The 14,292-nt window shown below is 68.9% G+C and carries 14 protein-coding genes; 12 read left to right on the top strand and 2 right to left on the bottom strand.

Translation table 11 applies throughout. The features are described from left to right. The 10 genes from ACRDSK_RS24730 to rocD all read left to right on the top strand — a co-directional run. Nucleotides 1-789, top strand: a 789-nt coding sequence (locus ACRDSK_RS24730) for a helix-turn-helix domain-containing protein (RefSeq protein ID WP_431443635.1), incomplete at its 5' end; no start/stop codon positions are given. 60 nt (nt 790-849) lie between these two features. Further along, nucleotides 850-1,686 (top strand): NUDIX domain-containing protein, encoded by an 837-nt coding sequence (locus tag ACRDSK_RS24725; protein WP_431443634.1) that lies wholly within the window; start codon nt 850-852, stop codon nt 1,684-1,686. A 171-nt stretch (nt 1,687-1,857) separates the two neighbouring features. Continuing rightward, on the top strand, nt 1,858-2,661 hold the full coding sequence (locus ACRDSK_RS24720) for a hypothetical protein (RefSeq protein ID WP_431443633.1): 804 nt from the start codon (nt 1,858-1,860) through the stop codon (nt 2,659-2,661). Beyond that, entirely contained in the window at nt 2,658-3,731 is a 1,074-nt protein-coding gene (locus tag ACRDSK_RS24715) for a radical SAM protein (protein WP_431443632.1), read from the top strand. Before ACRDSK_RS24720 ends, ACRDSK_RS24715 begins: the two co-directional genes overlap by 4 nt. After that, nucleotides 3,728-4,546 (top strand): endonuclease/exonuclease/phosphatase family protein, encoded by an 819-nt coding sequence (locus ACRDSK_RS24710; protein WP_431443631.1) that lies wholly within the window; start codon nt 3,728-3,730, stop codon nt 4,544-4,546. Before ACRDSK_RS24715 ends, ACRDSK_RS24710 begins: the two co-directional genes overlap by 4 nt. 131 nt (nt 4,547-4,677) lie before the next feature. Beyond that, nucleotides 4,678-6,216, top strand: a complete 1,539-nt coding sequence (locus ACRDSK_RS24705; protein ID WP_431443630.1) for an NCS1 family nucleobase:cation symporter-1 — start codon at nt 4,678-4,680, stop codon at nt 6,214-6,216. Then, a complete protein-coding gene (locus ACRDSK_RS24700) occupies nt 6,209-7,051 on the top strand; it encodes a nitrilase-related carbon-nitrogen hydrolase (RefSeq protein WP_431443629.1) in 843 nt (280 codons plus the stop codon). Before ACRDSK_RS24705 ends, ACRDSK_RS24700 begins: the two co-directional genes overlap by 8 nt. 5 nt (nt 7,052-7,056) lie before the next feature. Continuing rightward, nucleotides 7,057-8,442 (top strand): dihydropyrimidinase, encoded by a 1,386-nt coding sequence (gene hydA / locus ACRDSK_RS24695; protein WP_431443628.1) that lies wholly within the window; start codon nt 7,057-7,059, stop codon nt 8,440-8,442. A 15-nt stretch (nt 8,443-8,457) separates the two neighbouring features. Then, nucleotides 8,458-9,456 (top strand): TIGR03842 family LLM class F420-dependent oxidoreductase, encoded by a 999-nt coding sequence (locus ACRDSK_RS24690; RefSeq protein ID WP_431443627.1) that lies wholly within the window; start codon nt 8,458-8,460, stop codon nt 9,454-9,456. A 99-nt stretch (nt 9,457-9,555) separates the two neighbouring features. Then, nucleotides 9,556-10,758 carry an ornithine--oxo-acid transaminase gene (gene rocD / locus ACRDSK_RS24685; RefSeq protein WP_431443626.1) on the top strand — a complete coding sequence of 401 codons (1,203 nt, stop codon included), beginning with the start codon at nt 9,556-9,558 and terminating at the stop codon, nt 10,756-10,758. A 3-nt stretch (nt 10,759-10,761) separates the two neighbouring features. On the opposite strand, the gene ACRDSK_RS24680 is transcribed toward rocD, so the two are convergent. Further along, complete coding sequence (locus ACRDSK_RS24680) at nt 10,762-11,817, bottom strand: sugar ABC transporter substrate-binding protein (protein WP_431443625.1); 1,056 nt, start codon at nt 11,815-11,817, stop codon at nt 10,762-10,764. A 16-nt stretch (nt 11,818-11,833) separates the two neighbouring features. Then, nucleotides 11,834-13,459, bottom strand: coding sequence for an ABC-F family ATP-binding cassette domain-containing protein (locus ACRDSK_RS24675; RefSeq protein ID WP_431443624.1), 1,626 nt, complete (start codon nt 13,457-13,459; stop codon nt 11,834-11,836). Nucleotides 13,460-13,599: 140 nt separating this feature from the next. Here ACRDSK_RS24675 and ACRDSK_RS24670 point away from each other — a divergent pair, with 140 nt between their 5' ends. Next, the gene (locus ACRDSK_RS24670) at nt 13,600-13,761 is read left to right on the top strand and encodes a hypothetical protein (protein ID WP_431443623.1); all 162 of its coding nucleotides are present in this window, start codon (nt 13,600-13,602) and stop codon (nt 13,759-13,761) included. Between the two features lie 37 nt (nt 13,762-13,798). Beyond that, the coding region (locus tag ACRDSK_RS24665; protein WP_431443622.1) for a dihydrofolate reductase family protein at nt 13,799-14,292 on the top strand (494 nt) is incomplete at its 3' end.

Here is a 14,292-nt window from a genome sequence, read left to right as displayed (position 1 = left end):
CTGCTGACCGAGCTGCTCTCGTCCGCGACGACGCCGGCGGACCTGACCGCGCGCTCGGCCGCGCTCGGGGTTCCGCTGCAGCGCCGGCGGTTGGTCGGCGTCTCGGTGCGGCCCTCGGCGGTGGCCGCGACGAACCCCTCGCCGACGATGGCCACCCAGGAGGTGCTGCGCGACCTGGCCGAGGCGACCGCGCTGGCCGCGCGTCGGGCCCGGGTCGCGGCGCTGGTGGGCGTGGTCGACGACATCTCCGTGCGCGCGCTGCTCTCGCTGACCCCGCAGGCCGACGCGGCCACGATCGTGCGGCGGCTGGCGAAGGAGATCCACCAGGCCGCGGCGGCCTCGGCGCGCGCGCTGCCGGTCGTGCTGGCCGTGGGGACGACCGTGGAGTCGGTGTCCGACGCGCGGCGCAGCCTGGCCGAGGCGGCTCACGTGGCGAAGGCGGCGCTGCGCTCCCCCGCCGGCCCGCTCTTCCACCGCCTCGACGACGTGCGCCTGCGCGGACTGCTGCACCTGCTGGCCGACGACGACCGGGTGACGGCGTTCGCCGAGCGCGAGCTCGGCCCGCTGCTGGCCCGCGACGCCGCGCACTCCAGTCGGCTCATCGAGGCGCTGCGGCACTTCTGCGAACACGGCGGCAACAAGTCCGCCGCGGCGAGTGCCGCGCACATGTCCCGCACGGCGTACTACCAGCAGCTCGCGCGGGTCGAGCAGGTGCTGGGCGTGTCGCTGGACGACCCCGAGTCGGTGCTGTCGCTGCACGTGGCGCTGCTGGTCAGCGACATCGGCTGACGGGGCTGTCGGTGGCATGCCGGATGATGCACCAGGGGCGGAGCGACCAGGAGGCAGCGCGTGACATGGGGAGATGGTGACCGGTTCGTGCGTTGCGAGCAGGGGCACACGCACTGGGGTCGCTACGGCGCGGCGGGCCTGCTCGCCTACCACGACGGGCACGTGCTGCTGCAGCACCGGGCGAAGATGACCATCGGCGGGGGCACGTGGGGAGTGTTCGGCGGGGCTCGCAACCGCGACGAGGAGCCGATCGCCGCTGCGCTGCGGGAGACGGCCGAGGAGTCCACTCTGGACGCTGGCGAGGTCACCGTGCGGGCACTGATGCACGAGGACCACGGCGGCTGGCGCTATGACACGGTGCTCGCCACGGTGCCCACGCTGCTCGACGTGCGGCCGGCGTCGTGGGAGAGCCGCGATGCCGCGTGGGTGCCGGTCGAGGACGTGGCGGGGCACAACCTGTTCGCCCCGTTCGCGAACGCCTGGCCGCGACTGCGGGAGTGCCTGCGCTGGCCGGTGCTCGTGGTCGACGCGGCCAACGTGATGGGCTCCCGGGCGGACGGCTGGTGGCGCGACCGGGCCGGCGCCGCCGCGCGGCTGCGCGACGAGGTGGCGGCCGTCGACGGCGTGACGGGACTGGGCCCGTTCGACGTGGCGTACCCGGAGAAAGTCCTGGTCGTCGAGGGCAAGGCCCGCGACATCGGCGCCGGCGACACCTCGGTGCGAGTGGTATCCGCGAAGGCCGACGGCGACGACGAGATCGTGGCGACCACGGCGTCGCTGGTGGGTCCGGACGCGGTGTGCGTGGTGGTCACGGCGGACCGTGAACTGCGCCGCAGGTGCGTCGCCGAAGGCGCCGAGGTCGCCGGTCCCCGCTGGCTGCTGAACCAGCTTTCTTGATCAATCGCGCATTTTCATCCGACCGGCGTAATTGTCGCCGACCGGACTGGACAATTCATGGCCAGCATCGATGTTTGCCAGCTTGAAACTGAAATACTCCAGGTTTCTTGTAACTCTCCGCGTATGCTGGACAACAGCTGCGCGGGGGCAGCACTGGGGTGAGGAGCGGGCATGGGCTCTGACGGTCAGTTGAAGCAAGACATGCGCAACGTGGCGCTGAACCTGACCGCCAACCTCATATGGCAGTTGCTCGTGGTTTTCTCCGCGCTCTCGGTGATTTTCGTGCTGCGAGCAACGGAGGGCGAGGGGCTCGCCGCGGAGATCAGGGTTCCCGCCTGGTTGATCCTCTTGATCGCCGCCGGGGGAATAGGGACGGCCGGATTCGTCTACGTCACGAGCAAACGCGCTTCGGTCGTTCGAGGTAGGCGCCAGGCCACCAAGTCGAACGTCGCGCTCCTGGCAAGCCGCCGGCGGGTGGACGCCAGCAGCAGGATAATCCGGTCCACGAGATTCGGCCGCTGGCCACCGAACGAAGATCTCTCGAACCGGACGAACTTCCGCCAGGAGCTCGAGCAGGCGATCGTGGACGAAGGGGCCGACGTCCGGAGAATCTGGAACGTCAGCTCGGCCGCCGACGCCGAACGGCTCAAGCTACTGCTGCACCGGTACGAAGGCCGCACCAACCATTCCATCCGGGCCTATTTCGGCGTGGCCGACCATCTCATGCCCGAACTGTTGATCGTGGACAGCCGGGGCGCGTCGATCTCGTTCGCTTCCACTCGGACCCCGCACAGCCTCGACTGGGCGGTTCACATCAAGAGAAAGGACCTCGTCTACGTGGTCCGGGACTTCTTCGACGTCCTGTGGGACCGCGCAGAGAAGATCCTCGACTCGGGTGAGATCACCGAAGCCGGACGCGCCGCGATCGCGCGGTTCGAGGCAAACATCCCGACAGGGGGTGACCGCAACAGGTGACATCGCTGACACGCGAGCTTCCCGGACACATCTGGATACGTCTGCAGGACCGGCAGGACGTGCAGCGGAAGCTGCGCGTGTCGCTGGTCGACCGATGCAACCTCTCCTGCTTCTTCTGCCACAACGAGGGCCAAGGCCCGATCTCCCGGGGAAAGGTCACCGCTCTGGACCCGGAGACCTTGACCCGGCTCGTGCGGGTGGCGGCGAGGCATGGCACCAGGAGCGTCAAGCTGACCGGTGGCGAACCGCTCTTGTACCGATCACCGGACGGCAGATCGACAATCGTCGATCTCGTCGAACGGCTCAATTCTGTCCGTCGGGACAACACGTTCGACCTTTCGATGACAACCAACGGAACCTTGTTGCCACGACTGGCCGAACCGCTCGCCGAAGCGGGCCTGGATCGCATCACCGTCAGTTTGAGCACGATGACGCAGAACACTTTCGAGCGATTTATTGCACCCGACGCCACACTTCTCCGTAGAATTACCTCCAGCATCGACAGCGCCCGCGACGCCGACCTGAGACCCCTCAAACTCAACATTCCCGTCTTCCACTCCGAGCAGGCCAACATCGGAAATCTCAACGAGATCGACCACCTCATCAGCTTCGCCAGAGCACATCGGGTGGACGAAGTGAGGTTCTTCACCCTCATCGCACACGACGACTTCCCAGAGTTCGAGGAGTACTACCACTTCTTCTCACAGACGATGAGAGCTGCACTGATCGCCTGCTTCTCGCGCAACGGCTGCCCATCCCCCGAAGCCACCGTTGACATCCTGGCCCGGATAGGAGGCCAGTTCGCCAGCCAGCTGTATCCGAAGGTCGAGTTCGGCGTCCATCTCGACGGGCTGAAGATCTCGTTCGAGGCGTTGAAGCACGGACGCTTCCCCAACAGTTTGAAGGACCACCAAGAGGGACCGTACGCGATCCGCATCAGCGCCGACGGCGGAATTCGCTCCATGTTACGAGACAAGGCCGACAACTCTCTGATGGACGCCATTCGCGCGCACGCGAGCGATGAGTTCTTGGGGACGCTCTACCACGCGGCGCAAGAGGAGATACCGTGAGACTTCGAAAACTGAGAATCGGTACGTGGAACATTCTCGGCCGACAACGTCACCACGACTCACGTGTCGCGGACGACGGCGCGGTGTACGAGACGGTATCGAAGGCTCGTACCGACATCCTCTGCCTCCAGGAGGTTCACTTCTACGACGGGGAAGCGGACGCACAGCTGCGCGAGGAGCTCGACGCCGCGGGGCTGAGTCACTTCGTCGGGTCACCGCTGTCGCCGTCACATCTGGACGAACGGGCACAGCTGGGAGTCGGCATCGCCGCGCGTTTTCCGGTGTTGGAGTTCTTCGGGACTCGAACGTTGAGCAACCCCGGCCTTCGCGCCAACGTGCGTGGCCAGGCGTGGGAGCTGCACGACAAGGGGCTCGTCGGCGCACGGATCCAGCTCACCCCGGACGTCGCCGTCAACGTCTACTCGCTGCACCTGTTCCCGTTCTTCGAGTTCGGCATCGACGACCAGGACGGCTACGTCGACAAGATGTGGCGCGAGCTGTGGGACGTCGTGGACGGGGTGGACGAGCCGACGATCCTCGCCGGCGACTACAACCAGACGGGCCGCGCCGACGCCGCGAAGGAGTACAGCCGGGGCAGCTGGAGCTTCTGCACACCGGACACCGAGACGACGAGCACCGGCCTCTCGCTCGACGACGTCGCGCTGAGCTGGGCGCCGGACAACTGCGAGCGCCGCATCATCGAAACCTTCTCCGATCATCACCTGGTCCTGGTGGAGATCGACCTGTCGGCGCCACCACGCGCCCGGGACCGGATCGTGCTGTCCGACATCGGAGGTGTGTCGCACCGCCCGTGACCTGGCCGTAGCTTGGACGTGACCGGGCACGAGCGGCGACGACGCGCAATTGGCAGAGTGTCCACCGTGTCCGTCAACGATGTACACAGTGACACTGCCTCGGCACCCGGCGAGGCGCCCACCATGCCGGGATGGCGCAGAGCACTCTCTCGGACGGCCGGGTCGATCTCGACGACCACGCCCCCATCCGCGACAGCCGCTACTACAACGACGAGCTCGCTCCGGTGCCGGTCGAGAAGCGCACCTGGACCACGTACAACTACTTCGCGCTCTGGATGGGGATGGCCCACAACATCCCCAGCTACACGCTCGCCGCATCGCTGATCGCCCTCGGCATGGACTGGGTCCAGGCGCTGATGACGATCGTCCTCGGCAACCTGATCGTGCTCGTCCCGCTGCTGCTCAACAGCCACTCGGGGACCAAGTACGGAATCCCCTACCCGGTGTTCGCGCGGGCGTTCTTCGGCGTGCGCGGGGCCAACCTCGCGGCGCTGCTGCGGGCGTTCGTCGCCTGCGGCTGGTTCGGCATCCAGACCTGGATCGGCGGCGTCGCCCTGTACGTGATCATGGGCAAGCTGGTCGGCTCCGGCTGGACGGACGCGGCCGCGATCGCCGGCAAGCCGTGGACGATGTGGCTGTCGTTCCTGCTCTTCTGGGTGATCCAGATGGCGATCATCTGGCGCGGCATGGACGCCGTGCGCCGCTTCGAGAACTGGACCGCGCCGCTGGTGTCGGTCGGGTTCCTGATCCTGATGGTCTACGTACTGATCCAGGCCGGCGGGCTCGGCCCGATCCTCGACCAGCCGTCGCGGCTGGGCTGGGGCCCCGAGTTCTGGAAGGTGTTCGCGCCGTCGCTGATGGCGATGATCGCGTTCTGGGCGACACTGTCGCTGAACATGCCGGACTTCACCCGGTTCGGCGGCAGCCAGAAAAAGCAGGTGCGCGGCCAGATCCTCGGCCTGCCGACCACGATGACGTTCATCGCGATCGTGGCGATCCTGACCACGTCGGGTGGCCTGGTGGTCTACGGGCCGGGCGAGGACGGCAACCCGATCTGGGACCCGGCGCTGCTGGCCGCCGAGTTCTCCAACCCCGTGGTCGTAGTGGTGGCCCTGATCGCGCTCGTGCTCGCCACCGTGTCGTGCAACCTCGCGGCCAACGTCGTGAGCCCGTCCTACGACTTCTCCAACGCCGCCCCGAAGAAGATCAGCTTCCGGGTCGGCGGCCTGATCACCGGCGTCGTCGGCGTGGTGATCATGCCGTGGAACCTGATCTCCGACCCGAATATCTACATCTTCGCCTGGCTGGGCTTCTACGGCGGCGTGCTCGCGGCCGTGGCCGGGGTGCTGGTCGCCGGGTACTGGTTCCAGTACCGCACCCAGCTCGAACTCGTCGACCTCTACACCGACACCGGCCGCTACTGGTTCTCCGCCGGTTGGAACTGGCGCGCCCTGGTGGCCACGGTCGTCGGCGCGGTGGTCGCGGTCGGCGGCGCCTACGGCGGACCGTTCCCGGCCGACGGCATGATCCCGTTCCTCCAGGACTTCTACGACTACAGCTGGTTGGTGGGCCTGGTCGTGTCGTTCGCGGTTTACTGGGCGTTGTCGATCACGCAGCAGCGCCCGGAGAGCACACCCACTCGCGTCCAAGAGGGAGAAGTAAGTGTCTGAGATCGTCAGGGCCGCCCTGGTCCAACAGCGTTGGACCGGGGACAAGGAGTCGATGATCGCGAACGCGGTCACCCACATCGGTACGGCTGCCTCGCAGGGTGCCCAGGTGTTGTGCCTCCAGGAGCTGTTCTACGGTCCGTACTTCTGCCAGGTGCAGGACGCGGACTACTACTCCTACACCGAGCAGATCCCCGACGGCCCGACCACGCAGCTCATGTGCGAGCTGGCCGACCAGCACAACATGGTGCTGGTCGTGCCGATGTACGAGCAGGAGCAGCCGGGCGTCTACTACAACACCGCCGCGGTGATCGACGCCGACGGCACCTACCTCGGCAAGCACCGCAAGAACCACATCCCGCAGGTGAAGGGCTTCTGGGAGAAGTTCTACTTCCGGCCCGGCAACCTCGGCTACCCGGTGTTCGACACCGCGGTCGGCAAGATCGGCGTCTACATCTGCTACGAGCGCCACTTCCCCGAGGGCTGGCGAGCGCTGGGGCTGGGCGGCGCGCGGATCGTGTTCAACCCGTCGGCCACCAGCCGCGGGCTCTCGCAGTACCTGTGGCGGCTCGAGCAGCCGGCGGCCGCGGTGGCCAACGAGTACTTCGTCGGCGCGATCAACCGGGTCGGCGTGGAGCCCCTGGGTGACAACGACTTCTACGGTCAGACCTACTTCGCCGACCCGCGCGGGCAGCTCATGGGCGACGCGGCGTCGGACACCGAGGACGAGGTCGTGGTCCGGGACCTGGACATGGGCGTGCTGACCGAGGTCCGCGACCTGTGGCAGTTCTACCGCGACCGCCGCCCGGACACCTACGACTCCCTGACCGGGGCGTGAGGCCGATGCGCACCCTGATCCGGAACGGGACGGTGGTCAACGCCGGTGGTGCGGTCGCCGCCGACGTGCTCGTCGACGGCGAGACGATCGCCGCGGTGACCGCGCCGGGCGTGTTCGACACGGCCGACGAGGTGATCGAGGCGGAGGGCCGCTACGTGCTGCCGGGCGGCATCGACGCCCACACGCACATGGAGATGCCCTTCGGCGGCACGTCCTCGGCCGACACGTTCGCCACCGGCACGACGGCCGCCGCGTGGGGCGGCACGACGACGATCATCGACTTCGCCGTGCAGGCCAAGGGCACCTCGCTGCTGTCCACACTGGACAAGTGGCACGAGAAGGCCGACGACCACTGCGCGGTCGACTACGGGTTCCACATGATCGTCTCCGACGTCAACGACCAGTCGCTGAAGGAGATGGAGTCCTGCATCGACGCGGGCGTGAACAGCTTCAAGATGTTCATGGCCTACCCCGGCGTGTTCTACGCGACCGACGGCGAGATCCTGCGCGCGATGCAGAAGGCCACCGAGACCGGCTCGATGATCATGATGCACGCGGAGAACGGCATCGCGATCGACGAGCTGGTCGCGCAGGCCATCGCGTCGGGGCGGACCGACCCGGTCGAGCACGGCCTCACCCGGCCGCCGGAGCTCGAGGGCGAGGCGACGTCGCGGGCCATCCAGCTCGCGAAGGTCACCGGCGCGCCGCTCTACATCGTGCACCTGTCGGCGCGGCACGCGCTGGAGGCGGTGGCCGCCGCGCGCAACACCGGGCAGAACGTGTTCGCCGAGACCTGCCCGCAGTACCTGTACCTGTCCATCGAGGACCTCGCGAAGCCGGACTTCGAGGGGTCGAAGTACGTCGCGTCGCCGCCGCTGCGGCCGCGCGACCACCAGGCCGACCTGTGGCGGGGCCTGCGCACCAACGACCTGTCGGTGGTGTCGACCGACCACTGCCCGTTCTGCTTCGTGGACCAGAAGGAGATGGGCCGCGGCGACTTCTCCAAGATCCCGAACGGGATGCCGGGAGTCGAACACCGGATGGACCTGCTGCACCAGGGCGTGGTCGCCGGCGAGATCTCGCTCGCACGCTGGGTCGAGGTGTGCTCGGCGACGCCGGCCCGGATGTTCGGCCTCTACCCGCGCAAGGGCGTCATCGCGCCGGGCGCGGACGCGGACATCGTGGTGTACGACCCGGCGGCGCAGCAGACGCTGTCCGTCGAGACGCACCACATGAACGTGGACTACTCGGCCTACGAGGGCATGTCGATCACCGGCCGGGTGGAGACCGTGCTCTCCCGCGGCTCGGTGGTGATCGCCGGCGGCGCGTTCCACGGCCGCGAAGGCCACGGCAAGTTCCTGTCCCGCGACCTGTCGCAGTACCTGGTCTGATTCGGAGGGTCCACGATGGACTTCGGTGTTGTACTGCAGACGGACCCGCCGGCGAGCGAGGTCGTCCGGCTGATGAAGTCCGCCGAGGGGCTGGGATTCAGCTATGGCTGGACCTTCGACTCGGCGGTGCTGTGGCAGGAGCCGTTCGTCATCTACTCGCAGATCCTCGCCCAGACCGAGTCGCTGGTCGTCGGCCCGATGGTGACAAACCCGTCTACACGCGACTGGTCGATCACAGCATCGCTGTTCGCAACGCTGAACGACATGTTCGGCAACCGCACGGTGTGCGGGATCGGTCGCGGCGACTCGGCGCGGCGGGTCATCGGCCAGAAGCCCGCGAGTTTGTCAGTGCTCCGTGATTCCATGCACGTGATCCGGGAGCTGGCCGAGGGACGGGAGGTCGAACACCATGGGGGACCGGTGCGGATCCCGTGGGTACGCGACGGGCGGCTGGAGATCTGGATGGCCGCCTACGGGCCGAAGGCGCTCAAGCTGGTCGGCGAGCACGCCGACGGGTTCATCCTGCAGACGGCCGATCCCGCGATTACCCGCTGGACCGTGGAGTCGGTCCGCGCCGCGGCCCGTGAGGCCGGGCGCGACCCCGGCGGGATCACCATGTGCGTGGCCGCACCGGCCTACGTGGGTGACGACCTGGCCCACCAGCGCGACCAGCTGCGCTGGTTCGGCGGCATGGTCGGCAACCACGTGGCCGACCTGGTCGCGCGCTACGGCGAGTCCGGCCCGGTGCCGCACGAGCTGACCGAGTACATCCGCGGCCGGGAGGGCTACGACTACGCCCACCACGGCAAGGCCGGCAACCCGTCGACCGACTTCGTGCCGGACGAGATCGTCGACCGGTTCTGCCTGCTCGGCCCGGCGTCGTCGCACGTCGACCGGCTCACCGAACTGGCCGAGCTGGGCGTCGACCAGTTCGCCATCTACCTCATGCACGACGCGAAGGAGCAGACCCTGGCCGCCTACGGCAACGAAATCATCCCAAAGCTCACCGCCTGACAACGATCGGTCGTGTTCGGCGCGAATCGCGCAACGATGGCACGCTCCGCGCAATGGTCTGCGGATGAAACCATCGCGGCGGGGCCTTAGCCTGTCCGTATGCCGACGAATGCCGCCGCTCTGATCGCGCTCGACGAGGCGTGGAGCACGCACAACTACCACCCGCTGCCCGTGGTGATCGCCGAGGCCGAAGGCGCGTGGGTGACGGACGTGGCCGGCAAGAGGTACCTGGACTTCCTGGCCGGGTACTCGGCGCTGAACTTCGGCCACCGCCATCCGGCGCTGGTCGCCGCGGCGGTCGAGCAGCTGGGGCGGGTGACGCTGACCAGCCGCGCGTTCCACCACGACCAGCTGGGGTTGTTCTGCCGCGAGCTGGCCGAGCTCACCGGTACCGAGATGGTGCTGCCGATGAACTCGGGTGCCGAGGCGGTCGAGTCCGCGATCAAGGTCGCCCGCAAGTGGGCGTACCAGGTCAAGGGCGTGCCGGACGAGACCGCGGAGATCATCGTGGCCGGCTCGAACTTCCACGGCCGGACCACGACGATCATCTCGTTCTCGACGGACTCGGTGGCGCGCAACGACTTCGGGCCGTACACGCCTGGCTTCCAGGTGGTGAAGTACGGCGACGCGCAGGCGCTCGAGGCCGCGATCACGCCGTGCACGGCGGCGATCCTGGTCGAGCCGGTGCAGGGCGAGGCCGGGGTGCTCGTGCCGCCGGCCGGCTACCTGCGCGAGGTCCGCCAGCTGTGCGACGACCGCGGCGTGCTGCTGATCGCGGACGAGATCCAGTCGGGTCTCGCGCGGACCGGCACGCTGTTCGCGTCGGAGCACGAGGGCGTGCGGGCGGACCTGTACACGCTGGGCAAGGCGCTGGGCGGCGGCATCATGCCGGTGTCCGCGGTGGTCGGGCGGCGGGACGTGCTGGGCGTGCTGCGCCCGGGCGAGCACGGCTCGACGTTCGGCGGCAACCCGCTGGCCTGCGCCGTCGGCCGGGCGGTCATCCGCCTGCTGTCCACGGGCGAGTTCCAGGAGCGGTCGCGAGTGCTGGGCGAGCACCTGCACCGCAGGCTCGGCGAGCTGGTCGGCCGAGGCGTGGCGGAGGTCCGCGGGCGCGGCCTGTGGGCCGGCGTCGAGGTCGCCCCGGGCCGGCACGCGAGGGAGCTGAGCGAGACCCTGATGGCCCGCGGCGTGCTGTGCAAGGAAACCCACGACACGACGCTGCGCGTGGCGCCCCCGCTGGTCATCTCCCAGGAGGACCTGGACCACGGCATCGACACGATCGCCGACATCGTGACGGTGTAGCGCTCAGGCCTCGTAGACCCTGGCGGGCAGGGTGGTGCGCCTCGGCACCTTGTCGCCGTCGCGCAGCTTCTGGAGCACGCCGACGACGTTGCCGGCGAGGCGTTCCGCATCCTGGACGATCGTCGCGCGGAGCGGACTCTTCCTACTGTCGATGAGGGCCTTGGCCTCTGTTGTCCCGTCGATGCCGATCACCACCGTGTCCTGAGTCGCGGCCGTGGACGGGGTCAGGGCGTCGACGGCACCCAGCGCCATTTCGTCGTTGGTGCAGAAGATCGCGTCCAGACGCTGCGTGGGACCGATGTCGCCGAGGTGCGCACGAACCGCGTCGTGGGCGAGGGAGCGGCTGAAGGCGCATTGTTTCGGCGGCGGGATGTTGATTTCGGGCCGGTCGTTTTTCAGTACCTCCATGCATCGCTGCTGCCGGGCCTCGTGATCGGCGCTGGCGATGACGAGGACGTTCGGGCGGTCAATGTTCTTCAGCCGCGGCAGGAGCCAGCGCCCGGCCATCTCCCCGAGCTGACCGGTGTCGTATCCGACGAACGCGGCGTTCTCCGGGTAGTCCTCGGCCCCGTCGAACGGTTCGAGGTCGGTGAACACGACCGGCAACGCCGACCGGTGGCAGAACCTGACCAGATCCTTGTGGAGGCGCTTCATCTCGGCCGCGATGATGATCCCCCCGAGATAGTCCCGGCTTCTGGCGGCGATGCGATCCAAGTTGTGTGACTGAGCGATGGCGTCGTAGTCGACTGCGGGAACTTTGAGCACCATGTCGAGACCATCACGGTCGAGGAACTTGTGCACCTGCTGCACGAGATCGGCCAGGTAGTACTTCTGGCTGAACGCGGAGGTCATCAGGAACACCCGGGAGGAGCGGCGGCGACGCCGTATCAAGACGCCCGTCACCCAGGCCAGCACCCCGGCCCCGACCGTCGCCAGCGCGAACCACAAGATCACGACGCCGTCGGCGATGCCGCTGTTCGACGCTTTAACGACCGCCGCGACGAGCAGACCGCTGACCACTGACGTGGCTACCGTCGCACTCCGCTCGCGCCACGCCACCGATGCAGCCTATCGGCTAGCGCGTGCGCTGCACCCGGCCTTCGTCCCACACCGGGGTGTCCGACTCGGCCACGGTGCCGTCCGCACGGAAGATCAGGTACCGGTCGAAGGACCGCGCGAACCACCGGTCGTGGGTCACCGCCACCACCGTGCCCTCGAACGACTCCAGCGCGTCCTGCAGCGCCTCCGCCGACGTCAGGTCCAAGTTGTCCGTCGGCTCGTCGAGCAGCAGCAGCGTCGCCCCGGACAGCTCCAGCAGCAGGATCTGGAAACGCGCCTGCTGCCCACCCGACAGCGTCTCGAACCGCTGCTCGCGGGCCGGCGCCAGGCCGTACCGGGACAGCACCGCCGACGCGCGGCCCTCGTCCATACCGGAACGCAGGCCGTCGCCGTGCCAGAGGATGTCGGTCAGCGTGCGGCCGGTCCACTCCGGATGCCGGTGCGTCTGCGCGAACAGCCCCGGCACCACCCGCGCACCCAGCCGCCACGACCCGCCGACCGCGACCGGCTCGCCGGCCAGCAGTCGCAGGAAGTGGCTCTTGCCCGACCCGTTCGACCCGAGCACGCACACCCGGTCGGCGAAGAACACCTCCAGGTCGAACGGCTTCATCAGGCCCGTCAGCTCCAACGACTCACACGTGATCGCACGCAGCCCGGTCCGCCCGCCCCGCAACCGCGGCCGCACCGACTGCTCCCGAGGCGGCAGCGGCGGCGCGCCCGCCTCCTCGAACTTCCGCAGCCGCGTCTGCGCCGCCTTGTACCGCGCGGCCATCGAGTCGCTGATCATCGCCTGCTGCTGCAACGTCCGGACGAGCTCGACCAGCTTGGCGCGCTCCTCGTCCCACCGCCGGCGCAGCTCCGCCATCCGGTCCCAGCGCGCCAGCCGCGCCTCGTGCCACGTGGCGAAACCGCCGCCGTGCGTCCAGGTCGTGCCGCCCTCGAGCGCCACCACGTGGGTGGCCACCGACGCGAGCAGCTCCCGGTCGTGGCTGACCAGCAGCACCGCCTTCGCGCACTCGGCGAGCCGGCCCTCGAGCCAGCGCTTGCCCGGCACGTCGAGGTAGTTGTCCGGCTCGTCGAGCAGCAACACCTCCTCGCCGCCGGTCAGCAGCGCCTCCAGCACCAGTCGCTTCTGCTCCCCGCCGGACAGCGTCGCCACCTCGCGGAACCGCGCCCGGTCGAACGGCACGCCGAGCGCGGCGACCGTGACGGTGTCCCACAGCACCTCGGCGTCGTACCCACCCGCCTCGCCCCAGCCGTGCAGCGCGTTCGCGTACCGCAGCTGGGTCGGCTCGTCGTCGGTCTCCATCATCGCCAGCTCGGCGGCGTCGAGGGCCTCGGCGGCGGCCCGCAGCGCCGGCGGCGCGACGGCCAGCAGCAGGTCGCGGACGGTCCGGTCGTCGCGCACCGAGCCGATGAACTGCGGCATCACGCCGAGCCCGCCCTGCACGGTCATCCCACCGGTGCGCGGCGCGAGCTCGCCCGCGAGCATGCGCAGCAACGTCGTCTTGCCCGCGCCGTTCGCGCCGACGAGCGCGACCACCTGACCGGCGCCCACCCGGAACGACACGTCGCCGAAGAGCTCACGGCCGTCGTCGAGTCGGTGGCCGAGGTCGATCGCCTCGAGGAATCCCGCGCCCATTCCACGAATCGTCCGGCACGGGGGCGGTCTGCGCGAACGGTTTTCCGTTCCCTGGTAAGGGGTGGCGCTGTACCACGACGAAGTCGAGGCGGTACGCTGCGTGGCGCTACGTGGGCTGCTGCGACCGGAAGGGATTGGCGTTGACCGACACTCCGATCTACGACCAGATCCGCCAGGAGCTCGAGGCCGGTGCCGGCCGGGCCGAACCGCCGATCGCGCGACGATCCCGCGCGGACGAGTCGAGCCAGGCCGTTTCCGTGTGGGCGCTGGTCAACCAGCACCGCAACGGCAAGCACCACTGAGCGCGCGGCCGCCCGTGCGGCGTGCTGAGATGAGTCGATGCACCTCCTGCCGCTTGGCACGGACACCGCCGAGCTGAGCGATCGCGAGCTCGAAGAGCTCTACGCCTACCCACCCGCGCTCGACCGCCCCTGGGTTCAGGTCAACTTCGTGAGCAGCACGGACGGCGCGGCCACCGCCTCCGGACGGTCCCGCGGCCTGTCCAGTCCCGCGGACAAGAAAATCTTCGCCCTCGGCCGCGACCTGGCCGACGTCGTGCTGGTCGGCGCCGGCACCGCGACCGTCGAGGGCTACCGGGGCGTCAGGCGGACCGAGCTGCGCGCCGAGCGCCGCGACCGGCTGGGCCTGTCCGACATCCCGCCGATCGCCGTGGTGAGCGGCCGCTGCTCGATCGGACCGCAGACACCGCTGGTCGCCGACACCCGCGTGCCGCCGATCGTGCTGACCACCGAGGCCGCGCCGAAGAGCCGCCGCGCCGACCTCGAGGCGGCCGGCGCCGAGGTCGTCATCGCCGGCGAGGAGCTGGTCGACGT

The organism is Actinophytocola sp., from assembly GCF_050699915.1.
Taxonomy (GTDB): domain Bacteria; phylum Actinomycetota; class Actinomycetes; order Mycobacteriales; family Pseudonocardiaceae; genus Actinophytocola.
This window is presented reverse-complemented; position numbering and strand designations above follow the sequence as displayed.